This is a genomic window from Parasphingorhabdus sp. (assembly GCF_039977335.1).
Classification (GTDB): domain Bacteria; phylum Pseudomonadota; class Alphaproteobacteria; order Sphingomonadales; family Sphingomonadaceae; genus Parasphingorhabdus.
This window is the reverse complement of sequence record NZ_JBDWDI010000004.1, coordinates 1,156,707-1,173,184: the sequence shown is the minus strand read 5'-3', so window position 1 is coordinate 1,173,184 and position 16,478 is coordinate 1,156,707. Positions and strand designations below refer to the sequence as shown.

At 53.6% G+C, this 16,478-nt stretch carries 12 protein-coding genes; 5 read left to right on the top strand and 7 right to left on the bottom strand.

What is annotated here, in order from left to right; translation table 11 throughout:
- Positions 1-44 precede the first annotated feature (44 nt).
- The 3 genes from uvrB to ABJM21_RS12900 all read left to right on the top strand — a co-directional run bounded on the left by uvrB (position 45) and on the right by ABJM21_RS12900 (position 3,869).
- Entirely contained in the window at positions 45-2,222 is a 2,178-nt protein-coding gene (uvrB, locus tag ABJM21_RS12910) for an excinuclease ABC subunit UvrB (protein ID WP_348300894.1), read from the top strand.
- A gap of 144 nt (positions 2,223-2,366) precedes the next feature.
- The gene (locus ABJM21_RS12905; RefSeq protein WP_348300397.1) at positions 2,367-3,167 is read left to right on the top strand and encodes a methyltransferase; all 801 of its coding nucleotides are present in this window, start codon (positions 2,367-2,369) and stop codon (positions 3,165-3,167) included.
- Between the two features lie 327 nt (positions 3,168-3,494).
- Positions 3,495-3,869, top strand: coding sequence for a hypothetical protein (locus ABJM21_RS12900; protein WP_348300396.1), 375 nt, complete (start codon positions 3,495-3,497; stop codon positions 3,867-3,869).
- A gap of 267 nt (positions 3,870-4,136) precedes the next feature.
- Here the strand turns inward: ABJM21_RS12900 and ABJM21_RS12895 are convergent, their stop codons facing one another.
- Both ABJM21_RS12895 and ABJM21_RS12890 read right to left on the bottom strand, forming a co-directional pair.
- Complete coding sequence (locus ABJM21_RS12895; RefSeq protein WP_348300395.1) at positions 4,137-4,754, bottom strand: thioredoxin family protein; 618 nt, start codon at positions 4,752-4,754, stop codon at positions 4,137-4,139.
- A gap of 41 nt (positions 4,755-4,795) precedes the next feature.
- Positions 4,796-6,940, bottom strand: coding sequence for a protein-disulfide reductase DsbD domain-containing protein (locus ABJM21_RS12890; RefSeq protein ID WP_348300394.1), 2,145 nt, complete (start codon positions 6,938-6,940; stop codon positions 4,796-4,798).
- Between the two features lie 83 nt (positions 6,941-7,023).
- On the opposite strand from ABJM21_RS12890, the gene ABJM21_RS12885 reads away from it, so the two are divergent.
- The gene (locus tag ABJM21_RS12885) at positions 7,024-8,697 is read left to right on the top strand and encodes an alkaline phosphatase family protein (protein WP_348300392.1); all 1,674 of its coding nucleotides are present in this window, start codon (positions 7,024-7,026) and stop codon (positions 8,695-8,697) included.
- Between the two features lie 8 nt (positions 8,698-8,705).
- Here ABJM21_RS12885 and ABJM21_RS12880 read toward each other — a convergent pair whose 3' ends face one another.
- Positions 8,706-9,650: a right-handed parallel beta-helix repeat-containing protein gene (locus ABJM21_RS12880; protein WP_348300391.1), complete on the bottom strand. Its 945-nt coding sequence runs from the start codon at positions 9,648-9,650 to the stop codon at positions 8,706-8,708.
- A 276-nt stretch (positions 9,651-9,926) separates the two neighbouring features.
- Here ABJM21_RS12880 and ABJM21_RS12875 point away from each other — a divergent pair, with 276 nt between their 5' ends.
- Entirely contained in the window at positions 9,927-10,562 is a 636-nt protein-coding gene (locus ABJM21_RS12875) for a PEPxxWA-CTERM sorting domain-containing protein (protein ID WP_348300389.1), read from the top strand.
- A 48-nt stretch (positions 10,563-10,610) separates the two neighbouring features.
- On the opposite strand, the gene metH is transcribed toward ABJM21_RS12875, so the two are convergent.
- The 4 genes from metH to ABJM21_RS12855 are packed head-to-tail and all read right to left on the bottom strand — an operon-like array spanning position 10,611 to position 16,290.
- A complete protein-coding gene (metH, locus tag ABJM21_RS12870; protein ID WP_348300387.1) occupies positions 10,611-13,229 on the bottom strand; it encodes a methionine synthase in 2,619 nt (872 codons plus the stop codon).
- Positions 13,230-13,265: 36 nt separating this feature from the next.
- Entirely contained in the window at positions 13,266-14,315 is a 1,050-nt protein-coding gene (locus tag ABJM21_RS12865; protein ID WP_348300386.1) for a homocysteine S-methyltransferase family protein, read from the bottom strand.
- Positions 14,312-15,268: a methylenetetrahydrofolate reductase gene (gene metF / locus ABJM21_RS12860; RefSeq protein ID WP_348300385.1), complete on the bottom strand. Its 957-nt coding sequence runs from the start codon at positions 15,266-15,268 to the stop codon at positions 14,312-14,314. Before metF ends, ABJM21_RS12865 begins: the two co-directional genes overlap by 4 nt.
- Positions 15,265-16,290, bottom strand: coding sequence for a metalloregulator ArsR/SmtB family transcription factor (locus tag ABJM21_RS12855; protein ID WP_348300384.1), 1,026 nt, complete (start codon positions 16,288-16,290; stop codon positions 15,265-15,267). The genes metF and ABJM21_RS12855 overlap by 4 nt, the downstream gene beginning before the upstream one ends.
- Between the last annotated feature and the right edge of the window lie 188 nt (positions 16,291-16,478).

The window sequence follows — 16,478 nt, the reverse complement described above, 5'->3', positions numbered from 1 at the left end:
TATTGGGGGATGACAATGGACCCGTTTTGTTCCATATCATCGCCATGGCAAAACTGGTTATCAGAGAAGGTTTGACAGAGCCTGAAACAGACGAAAATTTCGTTCCCCACAAGCCCATTCGCCCGGATAAATCAGAAGGCGGCAGGGCGTTTGAGCTCGTCAGTGATTTTGAACCTTCTGGAGATCAGCCTGAGGCGATTAGGGAACTGGTTGAGGGAATCGGTGAGGACGAACTGGATCAAGTGCTGCTGGGTGTTACCGGTTCCGGTAAAACCTTTACCATGGCCAAGATTATCGAGCAGACCCAGCGCCCGGCCTTGATATTAGCGCCGAACAAGATTTTGGCAGCACAATTATATGGTGAGTTTAAGAGTTTCTTCCCGAATAATGCGGTTGAATATTTCGTCAGCTATTATGATTATTACCAGCCCGAAGCCTATGTCGCGCGGTCGGACACCTATATCGAAAAGGAAAGCTCGGTAAACGAAGCGATTGACCGGATGCGGCACAGCGCGACCCGGTCGCTGCTGGAGCGGGATGACGTGATCATCGTTGCGTCCGTATCGTGCCTTTATGGTATCGGGTCGGTTGAGACTTATTCGGCGATGATCTTTGATCTCAAAAAAGAGCAGGCTGTTGATCAGCGCGATATCATCCGCAAGCTCGTCTCGCTTCAATATAAACGTAATGATCAAGCCTTTGCGCGCGGTAACTTTCGGGTGCGTGGCGACAATCTGGAAATCTTTCCTTCGCATTATGAAGATATGGCCTGGCGAATTTCCTTTTTCGGTGATGAGATTGAGGAGATTGTCGAATTTGATCCACTGACTGGCAAAAAGGGTGCTAGCCTCAACCAAGTACGGATTTTTGCCAATTCCCACTATGTAACGCCTGGTCCGACGATGAAGCAGGCGATGGAAGCGATTAAGCTGGAACTAGGCGTGCGGCTGAAAGAGCTGGAGAGCGAAGGCAAGCTGCTGGAGCATCAGCGGCTGGAACAGCGGACGAATTTTGATCTCGAAATGATTGCCGCAACCGGCAGTTGTGCCGGTATTGAAAACTACTCCCGTTTTCTGACGGGCCGTTTGCCGGGCGAACCGCCGCCGACATTGTTCGAATATCTGCCTGACAATGCGCTGCTGTTTGTGGATGAAAGTCATCAGACCGTTCCGCAAATTGGTGCGATGTCAAAAGGCGATCACCGTCGGAAAATTAACTTGGCCGAATATGGTTTCCGGCTGCCTAGCTGTATCGACAATCGTCCGCTGCGTTTCAATGAATGGGATGCGATGCGCCCGCAGACGGTCAGTGTGTCAGCGACACCCGGATCATGGGAAATGGAACAGACCGGCGGCGTATTTGCCGAGCAGGTCATCCGCCCCACTGGACTGATTGATCCGCCGGTTGAGATTAAACCGGTCGAAGATCAGGTCGATGATCTCATCAACGAGTGCAGGAAGGTGGCGCAGCAAGGCTATCGCACATTGGTCACGACACTAACCAAACGCATGGCCGAAGACCTGACCGAGTTCATGCATGAAGCGGGTCTGAAGGTTCGCTATATGCATAGTGATGTCGAGACTTTGGAGCGGATCGAGTTGATCCGGGATTTGCGGCTGGGCGTTTATGACGTGCTGGTCGGGATCAACCTACTTCGCGAAGGTCTGGATATTCCGGAATGCGGACTGGTCGCGATATTAGATGCGGATAAAGAAGGCTTTCTGCGCTCCGAAACGTCACTGATTCAGACCATCGGCCGAGCCGCACGCAACGTGGAGGGCCGGGTGATCCTTTATGCTGACCGCGTTACCGGCTCAATGGAGCGGGCGCTCAATGAAACCGGGCGCCGCCGGGAAAAGCAGGAAGAATATAACAAGCTGCACGGGATCACCCCGACGACGATCAAGAAGAATATCGGTGATATTGTTGCTCATGTGGCAAGCAAGGATCAGGTTACGGTGCCGATTGATGACGATACCGAGCATCTCGTCGGACACAATCTGCGCAGTCATATAGAAAGCCTTGAAAAGCGCATGCGTGATGCCGCGGCTGATCTGGAATTTGAAGAAGCTGGACGGCTGCGCGATGAAATTCGCAAATTGGAGGCCGATGAATTGGGTCTGCCCGCCGATCTGCAACTGACTAAGCCAAAGGGCAGGGCGACGGAAGGCAAGCCGGGTACACGCAAGATGCGCTATGGCAAGACGCAGCGGAAATTCTGAACGATCTTCGATGATGTGGTGATTGTCACCAGTCTGCTATTCTCGACCAACGACATCTTCTCATAGACTAACGACCACTGCTCGGCTTGATCGTCAAAGGGGCAAGGTTCATGCTGCTGAGATAACGAAATGGGGAGAGACAGGATGCAATCGAAGATTTTTATGGCCTTGGCGGTTTCCGCTCTGGCAATTGGCGCCGCTGGTTTTGATAGCAATCAAGCTGCGGTCGTCACGCAAGATAGCACAGCACAAAGCGGAACTGATTTTGCTGCTGCAGTGGCTGCGCCCGGCCGTACCGAAGCCGACGTGAAATTGGATATCAGTCGTAAGCCAGCGGAAACTCTGGCGTTCATGGGTTTGGAAACCGGCGATGCGGTGCTCGATATCTTTGCTGGCGGCGGATATTATAGCGAAGTCATGGGCGCGGCCGTTGGTTCGGCAGGATCGGTTGTCGCTGTAAACCCTCCGCAATTTGTATCCAGCGATGCCGCTAAAGCAAAGTGGGCAGGAATCGCAACGCGGCAACCCGGTGTTTCGCTGAAGCCGTCACAGCTGGGGGACTATACACCAGAACCGGACAGCTTTGATTTTGCCATGATGCATCTCATCTATCATGATCTCTATTGGGAAAGCGAAAAATTCAAGGTCCCCCGGATGGACCCAGCAGCTTTCTTGACGAAGCTATATGCGGGCATGAAACCGGGCGGTATCGTCGCGGTGATAGATCATGTCGGCAATGCCGGAGACACGAGAGCCGTGGTGGAGAAAACCCATCGGATTGATCCAGCGACTGCTAAAGCTGATTTTGAGAAAGCCGGCTTCGTACTGGAAACGGAAAGCGATATGTTCGTCAATTCGGATGATGATCTGGAGAAAAATGTCTTCGATCCATCGGTGCGCGGCAAAACCAACCGCTTCGTTATGAAGTTTCGCAAACCAGCGTAAGCGCTGCTGCCGGCGCCTGATTGACGGCGAATCACATCTAAAAAAGACAGTCGGGGCGAATCGATTCTCCCCGATTTTTGTGCAGTGCAGCATTTTTTGAAGAGAGCAACGGCGATTTGCCGATAAAATTACGCAAAATTGTAATATAATTTCAATAGTTTACGGATAGTTACAATAGTTTACAAGACGGTTCATGCTCAGTTGGGCTAAAGAGTCCTACATAAGTTGCGTAGTTACGAACTGACACGAAAAGTGAAACACCGGCCACAATGATGAGCCGCGGTCAGCATCTCGGTTTTGGACAGAGAGGTTCTTATGGAGCTTGTTGTGAACAATGATGAAAAGAAGAATGCTGGCATTATTGCCGCGACGGCGAAATCCGCTCGCGTAAATGCAGCGGTATTTGACACTGCCGAATTGCGGGCTGGTCCGACTTTGGGCCAGGGGCTGTACCTCATTGTTTCGGGTCCGACACCCAGACCAGGTGCGAATATAAGACTACTGCCGGTATTGGGCGACACTAAGCCCGAATATCAGCAGATTGAGTTAGCGTGGGAAGCGCGCGCGGCAAATGATCATGATGTTTCGATGGGGGTCGAACGATATGAGAAATCAATGCCGCTTTCTGGCCTGTCAGGTACTAAGGGCATTGAACTTGTTGGCGCCAATGGCACCAAGAAGTTTAACCTGACAGGTCACTAGTTTGACGTCACGTGTTTGACCGGCGGCGGCTCAGGGTCGCTTGCCGTCGGAACAAGGGCGGGGGACAGATTTGTGTTGTGTATTAAATCTGTCCCTCGATCCTTTGACCAAGATTTAGTTTTTTTGATTTTAGTTTAGGTCCGGCAATCCGTATTACGGGGGCTTTCAGGGGGTTGTAAGCCGCCGGACTTTTGGGGAAGTAGGGCTGGCGCGCTGGTTGTGTATCGCGCGACGGCCCTACTTTTCTCTCTGCTTCAACTGCAGCATTCAGCTTCCATATTTGACAGAACAACCATAGGGCCGTGACTGCGCAACGCTGACGCTTTTGCCTGCCTTTAACTCATTCAACGCAGCCATGACATGATTACGTGCGCCCTTTATATCGGCTTTGTTGGCGGTGGGTTTGTCATCAATACCGCCCTGATAGACGAGTTTTCCGGAACCATCGATAATATACATATGCGGCGTCGTCTTGGCAGCATAAGCTTTGCCAACAACACCTTTGGCATCAAGCAGATAATGGTCTGACTTCATACCTTGCTTTTTGGCGAGCTTTTGCGCCTCAGGGCCTTTCATATGACCTTGCTTGCCCTGAGCACCACTGTTGATCGTTAACCAGACGACACCTTGCTTGTCGGCGGCGGCCTGGGTGGCTTGCATATTGCCGCTGTCATAATGCTTTACGACAAATGGGCATCCTGGATTATGCCATTCCATCACGACGGTTTTGCCGCGAAAACTGGAGAGCTGCACAGTTTTGCCATACATGTCGGTCAGTTTGAAATCCTGTGCAATCGCTCCATTTTTCTGAGCGGCGGCGAGGGGCATGGCAATGCCGATTGCGGCGACCGCGGCTGCGGATGTGATGGCGGATTTATAAAACATGATGGTCTTCTTTCTATTCAGTCCAAATAGTGAATTTCAAATTATGTGACCAGATCGGTGAGCGTCCCAACCGTCAATATCTGCGGTAATATAACAGGTTCCTCGCCCGGTGCATAATAGAGATAGAGGGGCACGCCAGCGCGGCCGTGCTTTTCGAGAAACTTGCTGATTACCGGATCAGGACGGGTCCAGTCTCCCATCAAAACCGCAACATTGGCGGCGGCAAAAGCATCGGCGGTTTCCTGACGCTGGACCGCGGCGGCTTCGTTGGCTTTACAAGTAATGCACCAGTCGGCGGTGAAATAAGCGAAGACCGGTTGATCGGTAGCACGCAATTCTGCCAATCGCGCCTCGCTAAACGGTTCACTGGGCAAAGTGGCGGAGGAGGCGGTTGCCACCCGCTGACTATCCATTGCTTCTTCATTGGGCAGGAACATCACGCCGCCGATAATCGCAGCGAACAGAGCGCCGGTGGTCACCATACCGCGTGAGAGACCTTTCATCTGACCGCCGCCGAACCACCAGAGGATCAATGCGACGAGCAGAAGGAAGATCAGCGATAGTGCCAATCCGTCTTCACCAATTTGACGACCGAGCAACCAGATCAGGCCGATGGAGGTCAGGAACATCGGGATTGCCATGGTTTTGCGGAAGCTGTCCAGCCAGGCGCCCGGTTTAGGTAAGCGGTTGCGAATGGCGGGCACGAAGGCGATGAGCAAGAAGGGCAAGGCCAGTCCAACACCTAGTCCGGCAAAAATGATGAGAGCCGCGATGGGCGGCAGAACGATGGTGGCACCCAAGGCTGCCGCCATGAACGGGCCGGTGCAGGGGGTCGCGACAAAAGCAGCGAGCGCTCCGGTCCAGAAGGAACCGGCAGGGCCGTCTTTTGCGGCGAGCTTGTTGCCAAAATTGACATTGGGCAGCTCAAACAGCCCCGCGAGGTTTAATCCGATGGCGGTCACCAATGAGAGCAGCACGAAAATGATCCGCGGATCCTGCAGCTGGAATGCCCAGCCTACCGCTGCTCCGCTGGCTCGCAATGCAAGTAGCAATGCGCCTAAGGCCGTCGCAACAACAACAACGCCAGCGGTATAAGCCAAGGCATCACGGCGCACGACGCCTTCATCGCCGCCCGCTTTGGCAAGACTGATCGCTTTCAGGCTGAGTATCGGGAAGACGCAGGGCATCAGATTGAGCAGCAAGCCGCCGATAATGGCCCCGCCCAAGGCGATGAACAGCAAGGAGGCGTTAGATTGGTCGCCACCACCAATAAAATTTCCGCTATCCCCTCCGCTGCTGAGCGGAACGCCCGACATCGCGACATCACCGCTGGACGCTTTCAAGGAGAGCCCCATGCCCTGACCGATTTTCAGGACGCCGGAGATATTTTGCAGTTCATCACCGCGCGCGGCGGTTTCGATGATCAGCCTATCGCCATCGCGGTTGACCTTTTGTGGTGCAGCATAGTCGACAACCCCATCTTCCTTGATGAAGAAATAGGGTGTCTCAACGTCGATATTGGCAGGGAAGGGAACGGACAGACGGAACAGGTCATCTTTTACCGTGAAGGTTGCGGCGCTGCCCAACTGGCGCGGTAATGCTTCGCGATAGTCGTTAAATGCATTGTTGAGCGATACAGCGGCATCGGGCCCAACCACTTGTAGATTGATCGACAGTTCGTCTTGTTCCGGCACGCAGACTTCATCTGTACAGGCCAGCCATTCGGATTTAACCGAGATTGGGAGTGGCCCCGGCTTCACTTTTTCAGACACGACGAGATTGACGAGGACGGCATAATCGCCCTTGTAAATATAATTCATAATACCAGAAATCAGCAGTCTATCCGGCACTGGATATTGTGCCCGTCCGGCGGTCACACCATCCGGCAGCTTCCAGTCAAAGCTCATGCCAATGCCTGCGTCACCCGGATTTTCCCAGTAACCGTGCCATGTGGGCTTGGGATTCATGACAAAGGCCAGCGTTACGCTTTGCCCGGCCTGCACCTGCTCTGATTCCGCGACCAGAGTGGCCGGTACGTTGAGCTCGCGTTTGTTAAGATCAACCTGCGCCTGGGCCGAGCTGATGCTCATCAACGCGGCGAAGAAAATCGCTGCAAATAAGGCCTGCAAAGCTGTTCGAATATTCTGAGCTGACCGGAGGGTCGGCAAAGAGCTGCTAGATGTCATAAAAACTCACCATTTAAACTTTAACGCTGTTAGGCTATCTGCGGCTCTCTTGCCATAGCCGCTTTATACCATGGGGATTATTCGTGCGCTTCATCAAATATGTTACAAGTTTCATAGCTTTTATTGCAATTTCCAGCGCGGCCAATGCGGAACATCACAGCGAAGCAAAATCCGGCAAACCGAAACTTGTGATTGCGATATCGGTCGACCAGTTTTCGTCTGATCTGTTCAGCGAGTATCGCAGCACCTTCACGGGCGGTCTGAAACGGCTGGCGGGTGGGGCCGTTTTCCCATCGGGATATCAAGGCCATGCTGCGACTGAGACTTGTCCGGGGCACGCGACGATCATGACCGGCGTTCATCCTGGGCGTGCGGGTATCATCGCCAATAACTGGATCGATTTAGGTATAAAGCGTGATGATAAAACCGTTTATTGTGCAGAAGACGAACGGATTGAAGGCACGAGTTTCGGCAGCATTACTGCCCCTATGCAGGGTGACTATGTTGCATCTGCCTGGCATTTGCTCGTTCCTACCTTGGGCGAGCGCCTGAAGAAAAAATCTCCTGGTTCCCGTAATATGGCAGTGGCTGGGAAAGATAGGTCGGCCTTGATGATGGGCGGCAATGCACCTGACATGGTGTTCTGGTGGCGCGGCGAGGGTTTTGAAACCAAACAAGGCGGCCTGATGCTGCCCGCTTTGCCCAAATTTAACGCAGAGTTAAAGGCGATGCTGGCCAAACCACGTGCGCCCATCGCCGTGCCCGCGCATTGCGAAGCCCGTAATCGGCCCATTCCGGTTAGCGCTGACAATCCGATTGGTACTTATCGGTTTCAGCGGCCGGAAAATGGGGCGCGTATCTTTCGCGCGTCCCCAGATTTCGATGCTGCGATATTGGCGCTGGCGACAAAGATGATCGCGGATGAACGGTTGGGTACGTTTGAGTTTACTGATGTCTTGAATGTCGGCCTTTCCGCGACAGATTATGTCGGTCATGCCTTTGGCACTGGCGGCGTTGAAATGTGCATCAATCTGTCCGAGCTGGATAGAAATCTTGGGCAATTTTTTGATGATCTGGACAAAATGGATCGCGACTATCTGGTCGTACTCACTGCCGATCATGGCGGCCATGACTTGCCTGAACGGCTTACGCTGCAAGGTGTTCCCAAAGCGCAGCGGGTCGACCCCAAGCTTAATGCGAAAGATATCGGTGCACAGATCAAGCAGGCGCTGTCCCTGACCGGTGAGGAACCGCTGCTTTATGCCGACAGCCCATTTGGCGACTATTATGTCAGTCTAGCGCTGGATGCCGATACCAAGGCCAGAGTGAAGGCCGAGGCGATCAAGCAGATAAGCGATCATCCCCAGGTCCATGCCGTATTTGATGGAGCAGATCTCGCCGCGATGCCGATGCCGCGAGGACCTGTAGAGGAGTGGACAATGGCTGAGCGTACACGCGTGTCTTTCCATCCTGACCGGTCGGGTGATTTCATAGTGTTACTGAAAAAAGCAGTGACACCGATTGCGACTGCCATGCGCGGCTATGTCGCTACCCATGGCAGTCCATGGGATTATGACCGCCGCGTTCCGATCCTGTTCTGGCGCAAGGGTATGAGCCATTTTGAACAACCGCTTGCTGTCCAAACTGTCGATATCGCACCAACTTTGGCGGCGGTAATTGGTGTGGACCTTCCGTCGGACGCAACCGATGGACGCTGTCTCGATATTGATGGTGGCCCGGGGGATAGCTGCCAGTAATTTCTACGCTACCGCTTCTCGTAGCGGGTCAGTCCGCGGCCCAATCTGTTATTCGCAATCCGCATTTGATCGCCGCTCCAGTCGGCGACAAACCAGGTATTGCGCTCAACGCCCTTGGCGAGAGATGCGCTGTTGGAGTGAATGTTGAGTCCGGCCGAACTATGCTTTTTGCCTTCGGCTGCGACCGCGATAAAGGCGCTCCAGTTTTCCTTATTCTGGCCCTGCACAAAGACGTTGCCGCTAATCGCGCCGGATGCACCAGCGGGCAGGTCGATCATGTAATTGGTTGTGCGGCCTTGTGTGTCGTCAAAGCTGCTATTGGTCACGGTGATACGCGGCGCACGGCTCTTGACATAATGGCCGCCACTGCCTTTTTCAAAACGGCTGTTTGTAACGCTGAGCGAACCATAATCGCCAATATAGACGCTGTGTGCACAGGATAGCCCTCGGTCGCATCGGCCTAACCTCTGGAATGTCGAACGATCAATCACGATGCTACCACTGACATCATCGGCGGTTAGCAGACCCTGTTCGCTGTTACGGAACAGCGCATTGGTAATCGTAAGATTGCCGCGTTCCAGACGGATGCCAGCACCATTGCCATCGGGAACGCGCTGGTTTTGGAAGATAATGCCATCGACCACGGCGGATTGACCGCGCAGGACCAAGGCGGCTTTGCCTTCGCAAATACCGCCGTCCAATATGGTTTGTCCGGGCACCACCGCACGATAGGTGATCTGTCCTTCCGTCTGGACCGCACAATCGCCGTAAGCACCCGGTGCAATTGCGATGGTGCCTCTACGCGCGCCAATTGCCTCGACTGCGTCTGAAAGCTTGTAGAAGCCCTGCCCGTTTTCAGCGACAGTAAAAGGCGCGCGATTTTGCGCTAATGCCGCAGGGCTAGCGACGGTCGCCAAGGCAGCGGCAATAAGAATATGGGCCGAAATTTTCACGTCTGAAGCTCCTGGAAAAGCGGGGAAATATGGCTTTCTGATATCGTTCTGGAGCACCAGGCACAATATCAGCTATCGCTCTGTCCCAAAAATATGCACATTGAGTGATATCGGTTAACATTCCGGTGCATCACAAAATTTGAGATTGGCAGAGGCTGGAGTCCCGGAACAGGACAGCTGTGCGCCTGATCATAGCAATATGGTTATTTTTTTGTTAAAGCTCCGAATCGGGTCGCATTGTAACGCGCGCTTTTTGCTCGCAAAAGGAAAATTACAATGCACAAACTACTGTTAACCGCCACCGCGGTTGCGGCCTTAGCTACCAGCGGAACTGCAAATGCCGCTATCGTCATGGGCGAACTTACTGGTGGATCTGCTGAAGCAAATGGCGGTGTTTTTCAACAACTTAATCCTGCACCTGGTTTTACGCTTGGTGATAATAACCAACAATCGAACAATCTTTTTGCTTTTGATGAGCAACAGAGTGTGACGTTGGCAGCTGCCGTCGGCGGATTGGCTGCGGGCACGGTGGTGAATAGCCATTATGTCTTCTTTGATCCCGGTCCGAGTCGCAGAGCGATTGGCTATGTCGACTTTGACGGTGATATATTGGGCGTGCTGGATGCCAAAAGTGATATGGACTTGACCGACGCGTCGTTGGGCAATCCCAATGTCAACTATCTCAGCGTGGCTCTTCGCGGACTGGAAAGTGCGGATAGCTTCAATGTGGTTGGCGACAGGCTGAACCTTAACTTCCGCGCGTCGGATCCGGGCGATTATGTTCGTGTGCTTACGGCTGCTCCGGCGGTTCCGGAACCTGCTACCTGGGCAATGATGATCGGCGGTTTTGGTCTGGTTGGCGGAGCCATGCGCCGTCGTCGCAAGATGACCACTAAGGTCAGCTACGCCTAACAATCGAATCGTCACGAAGAATAAGGCCGGTCTCGAGAGAGGTCGGCTTTATTCGTTCAAATTGGGCCGCAGCCACTGCCGCGCCCGATCGAGCGAAATATCGCGCCGCGCTGCATAATCCTCCACCTGATCCTCGCTGATGCGTGCCACGCCGAAATAATCGGCTTCCGGATGACCAAAATAAAAGCCAGAAACGGCAGCTGTCGGGGTCATCGCAAAGCTACTGGTCAGTTCTAGTCCGGTATGGGTCGTCGCATCCAGCATATCGAATAATATAGGTTTGAGGCTGTGGTCGGGGCAGGCGGGATAGCCGGGTGCTGGCCTTATGCCCTGATATTGTTCCTTTATTAGCGCCTTGTTGCTGAGATCTTCATCCGCTGCATAGCCCCACAGATCCTTGCGGACATGCTCATGCATACGCTCGGCAAAGGCTTCAGCCAGCCGGTCGGCCAGCGCCTTGATTAGGATGCTGTTATAATCATCCTTGTCGGCTTCAAACCGGGCAACATGTTCGTCAATGCCGTGACCCGCGGTGACCGCAAAGCCGCCCATCCAGTCATCGGAGGTGTCAATGAAATCGGCGAGGCAGTTGTTCGATTTGCCCGCTCGCTTGCTGACCTGTTGGCGCAGCATGGGCAGGGCGATTTCGTCATTTTCGGGTGAAACCATGATGTCATCACCATCGCGGCGTGCTCGCCATAGGCCTGCGACACCTTTCGCGGTTAGCCATTTCTCCGCGATAATCGTATCGAGCATCGCCTGTGCATCTTTAAACAGATCGCTGGCGCTCTCACCCACCACTTCATCGGTCAGGATGGCCGGATATGTCCCAGCCAGTTCCCAAGCACGGAAAAACGGTGTCCAGTCAATATAGTCGCGTAGCTCCGCCAGATCCCAGTCGTCATAGACATGCAGGCCGGGTTTTTTGGGGGCAGGAGGTTTTTTGCTCATGTCCAAGGCAGCACCATTGGCGCGGGCCTCATTAAGGGAGGCGAGCTTCTTCGCCGTCTTGCCAGCGCGGGCTATTCGAACTTGCTCATAATCTTCACGGGTGCTGGCGACGAAGCCCTCTGCCTGTGTATCGCTGACCAATTGTGAGGCGACACCGACTGCCCGACTGGCGTCGAGCACATAGATAGTAGGACCGGAATAGGCGGGTTCAATACGCAAGGCTGTATGGGTTTTTGATGTGGTAGCCCCGCCAATTAGCAGCGGCATGGTCATCTTGGCGCGCTCCATCTCTTCCGAAACCGTGACCATTTCATCCAGCGAGGGCGTGATCAGGCCCGACAGACCGATCATGTCCGCGTCATTTTCGTTGGCGGCTTTCAAAATATCGGTCCAGGGCACCATTACGCCGAGGTCTATCACCTCAAAGCCATTACATTGCAGCACGACGCCGACAATATTCTTGCCAATATCATGCACGTCGCCCTTGACGGTCGCCATGATGATCTTGCCTTTGCCCTTCGCGCCTTCTTCCTTTTCCGCCTCGATATAGGGAAAGAGATGCGCGACGGCCTTTTTCATCACGCGGGCGGATTTCACTACCTGCGGCAGGAACATCTTGCCGGATCCGAACAGGTCGCCGACGACATTCATGCCGCCCATTAATGGGCCTTCGATAACCTCAATCGGGCGGCCACCAGCATTGAAAATATTGAGGCGCGCTTCTTCGGTATCCTCGATAATATGGGCATCAATGCCTTTGACCAGCGCATGCTCGAGCCGTTTGGTCACGTCATAGCCGCGCCACTCGGCAGCGGCTTTTTCCGCCGCTTTATCAGTGCCACGAAATTTCTCGGCCAGCGTGATCAACCGGTCGGTCGCATCATCGCGGCGGTCGAAAACGACATCTTCGCAATGTTCGCGCAGCTCGGGGTCGATATCATCATAAATGTCGAGCTGACCCGCGTTGACAATCGCCATATCCATACCAAGCGGGATCGCGTGATAGAGGAATACACTGTGCATCGCGCGGCGCACGGGTTCGTTGCCTCGAAAACTGAACGATAGGTTGGAAAGGCCGCCCGAAATATGAACGTGCGGGCAGCGCTTTTTAATCTCTTCTGTGGCTTCGATAAAGTCGAGCCCATAGCGGCGATGTTCTTCAATCCCGGTCGCGACCGCGAATACATTGGGATCGAAGATAATATCTTCGGGCGGAAAGCCGATACCGGTTAGCAGTTCATAAGCACGGACGCATATTTCGACCTTGCGTTCCTTGGTGTCAGCTTGCCCGGTTTCATCGAACGCCATGACGACAACTGCTGCGCCATAGGCCATGCACTTGCGCGCATATTTCAAGAATTCCTCTTCGCCTTCTTTCATCGAGATGGAATTGACGATGGGTTTGCCCGAGACGCATTTCAGGCCTGCTTCGATGACCGACCATTTTGAACTGTCGATCATCACCGGCACACGGGCAATATCGGGTTCGGCCGAGATGAGCTTGAGGAAGGTTGTCATCGCATGTTCCGCGTCAAGCAGGCCTTCGTCCATATTCACATCGATAATCTGCGCGCCATTTTCGACTTGCTGCCGCGCGACTTCGACGGCGGCTTCATAATCATCATTGAGGATGAGCTTTTTGAACCGTGCAGAACCGGTGACATTGGTGCGCTCGCCAATATTGACGAATTGCGCGGAAGAAGGGGGTGTGGTCATTTACAGATTTTCTTTTGCAAGGTGCCGGTGAACGGATCAGGCAGCCATCGTGAAAGGTTCAAGGCCGGACAGGCGGGTTTGGACAGCTGGCGACGCCATAGCGCGCGGCTCGGCACCTTCAACCGCCTTGGCAATGGCGCCAATATGCTCCGGCGTCGTGCCACAACAACCGCCGACAATATTGACGAGGCCATCATCCAGCCACTCGCCGATAAGGGCGGCTGTCTGCTCCGGCATTTCATCATATTCGCCAAGTTCGTTGGGCAGGCCAGCATTGGGATAGGCCATGATCAGCGTGTCCGCTTCTTTGGTCAGCATCGCGAGATGCGGGCGCAGTTGGTCTGCGCCAAAGGAACAGTTGAGGCCGATGGTCAGCGGCTTCAAGTGACGCACGGCGTGCCAGAAAGCCTCGACCGTATGGCCCGATAGGTTGCGTCCCGACAGGTCGGTCAGCGTCATTGAAATCATTAACGGCACATCCCGGTCACAGGCATCGGCGGCTTCCTGAGCGGCCATGCCAGCGCATTTGGCGTTGAGCGTGTCAAAGATTGTCTCGATCAACAGAAAATCGACGCCGCCTTCAATAAGGGCATCGCATTGCTCGCGATAGACACCTTTGAGATAGTCGAAATCAATCTCGCGGAAGCCGGGGTCGTTGACGTCTGGGGACAAGGACAAAGTCTTGTTGGTCGGTCCGATGGAGCCCGCCACAAAGCGTTTTTTGCCATCTTTGGCCTCTGCTTTGTCGCATGCTCGACGGGCAATTTCGGCGGATTTAATGTTCAGGTCTTTGACCAGATGCTCGCAGCTATAATCGGCCTGACTGATTTCGGTCGAGCTGAACGTGTTGGTTTCGACAATGTCTGCTCCCGCTTCCAGATAGGCGGTGTGAATGCCTTCGATAATATCGGGCCGCGTCAGGCTGAGCAGGTCATTATTGCCCTTCTGATCATCGGTAAGCTCCAATGCGCCGCGATAATCGCGCTCGCCCAGCCCGTGATCCTGGATCGCGGTTCCGTAGCCGCCGTCGAACACGAGGATACGTTCTGCCGCCAGAGCGCGAAGTTGATCACCGGGACTGGTCATGCCGCTTGCTCCTGTGCCGCGCCGGAGGGGCGTTTGCCGAGCAAGTGACAGATTGCATAACTGAGCTCAGCCCGGTTAAGTGTGTAGAAATGAAACTGCCGGACGCCGCCCGCATAAAGTTTGCGGCAGAGTTCCGCGGCAACAGTGGCCGCGATCAACTGACGTGCCGAAGGGTGATCATCCAGCCCTTCAAACAGGTCATTCATCCACGCCGGGATCTCTGCGCCGCACATACCCGCAAACTTCCGCGTCTGGGCAACATTCGATACCGGCAAGATGCCTGGCACCAATTCGGCGTCAATCCCTGCGGCGGTCGCCGCGTCCCTAAACCGGAAAAACGCTTCAGCGGTAAAGAAAAACTGCGTAATCGCGCGGCTTGCACCGGCATCGAGCTTGCGCTTGAGATTGTCCAGGTCCGTCTGCGGACAACTCGCCTCAGGATGGGTCTCCGGATAAGCCGCCACCGAAATCTCAAAAGGGGCAATATCCTTCAACTCTTTAACAAGCTCTGCGGCACTTTTGTAACCTTCCGGATGCGGTTCAAACGCCTGCCCTTCCGCAGGTGGATCACCGCGCAAGGCGACTATATGTCTCACACCAGCTTCCCAATAGGATTGCGCGACTTCGGCTATTTCCGACTTGCTAGCCCCAACACAAGTCAGATGGGCGGCAGCTGGAATATGTGTTTCCTTGGCGATCCGCGCAACCGTAGCATGCGTCCGTTCTCGCGTTGAGCCACCAGCCCCATAGGTGACGGATACAAAGCGCGGATTAAGCGGCTCGAGTGTAACCACACTGTCCCATAATGTCTGCTCCATCTTCTCCGTCTTCGGCGGAAAAAATTCAAACGAAACATCCGCATCGCCGTTCAATCCAGCAAACAGCGGAACGTCCAGCGCCCGTTTTGCTTCCTCCAGTTCCGTCAAGCCTAAGGGTCTATTGTTTCCGTTCATAATTGCGCTCTTTTTTGCGGGAAATTGTTGGATAGGTCGGCGTCGCTACTTGAATGAATTTGAGAAAGCCCTGATTTCCGGCCAACCCATATTTTGACGGTCAGTTTGCCGCCATCCAACGTTCGGCTTTGCACCATATCGATCTGGGAAGCGGTGAACCACCGCTTCATGCTATCATCAGAAAAACCCAGCCGGGCGTGGGCATGGGCGGTCCGTAACTCTTCGTGATCATGGGGGGCAAAATCTGTGATCATCACCGTGCCGCCCTTACGAACTACTCTTGATACTTCTGTGAGCACCGCTTCTGGATGCTGTGCATAGTGGAGTACTTGATGCAAAAGAACGCTGTCCATTTGTCCATCGTCAACAGGCAAATTATTGAAATCACCGAGTTTGAGTTCTGTCTTACGTGCCAAAACCGCTTGGTCGGTCTGGTCGGATTCATTCCCCAGCAATTTCGCGCGAGCCAGACGCAACATCTCAGGGCTCTTGTCGAGCGCGGTGACTCTTTGCGAATTCGGCCCAAACAGCTCAACCATCCGGCCAGTTCCCGTGCCGATATCGAGCATATGGCCTAAATCGATATCTTTCAGAAGGGCCAGCATTGCCTGTTCAACATCGTCTTCTGGCAGGTGAAGCGATCGGATTGCATCCCACTCTTCAGCATGCGCCTCAAAATAGCGTTCGGCCATTTCGGCCCTGGCCTTTCGGACAAGTGACAATTGTACCTGGTCGGCAAGGGCTTGTTTGGATGATATAACATCATCAGACCGGAACAAACGACGTAATATCTCAAGCTGCGGTGCCTTCCCTGGGCGCAGAAAAACCCAGCTCCCTTCTTTTCGACGTTCTGCTAGACCGGCTTCATCCAAAATTCGGATATGGCGGGAAATTCGCGGTTGGCTTTGATCTAAAATCTGAGCGAGTTCGCCGACGGCGAGCTCCATGTTAAGTAGCAGAAGCATGATTCGAACCCGTGTAGGGTCTGCCAAAGCTCTGAATATGGTGAGGAGGTCATTCATTTGACAAATCATATAAAGAATTCTTTATATGTAGTCAATCTATTAGATTCGCTTAGTTTGAATATGTATTTTTCAAAATGTTACAAAAAAAAGTCTCACTGGATCATGGGGTAAGAATGTTCGCCATTGCTATCCTTTTTCCATACAGCTAAAGCACGTGGCCGTAAGCAGTTTGAGGGAGTTTATCA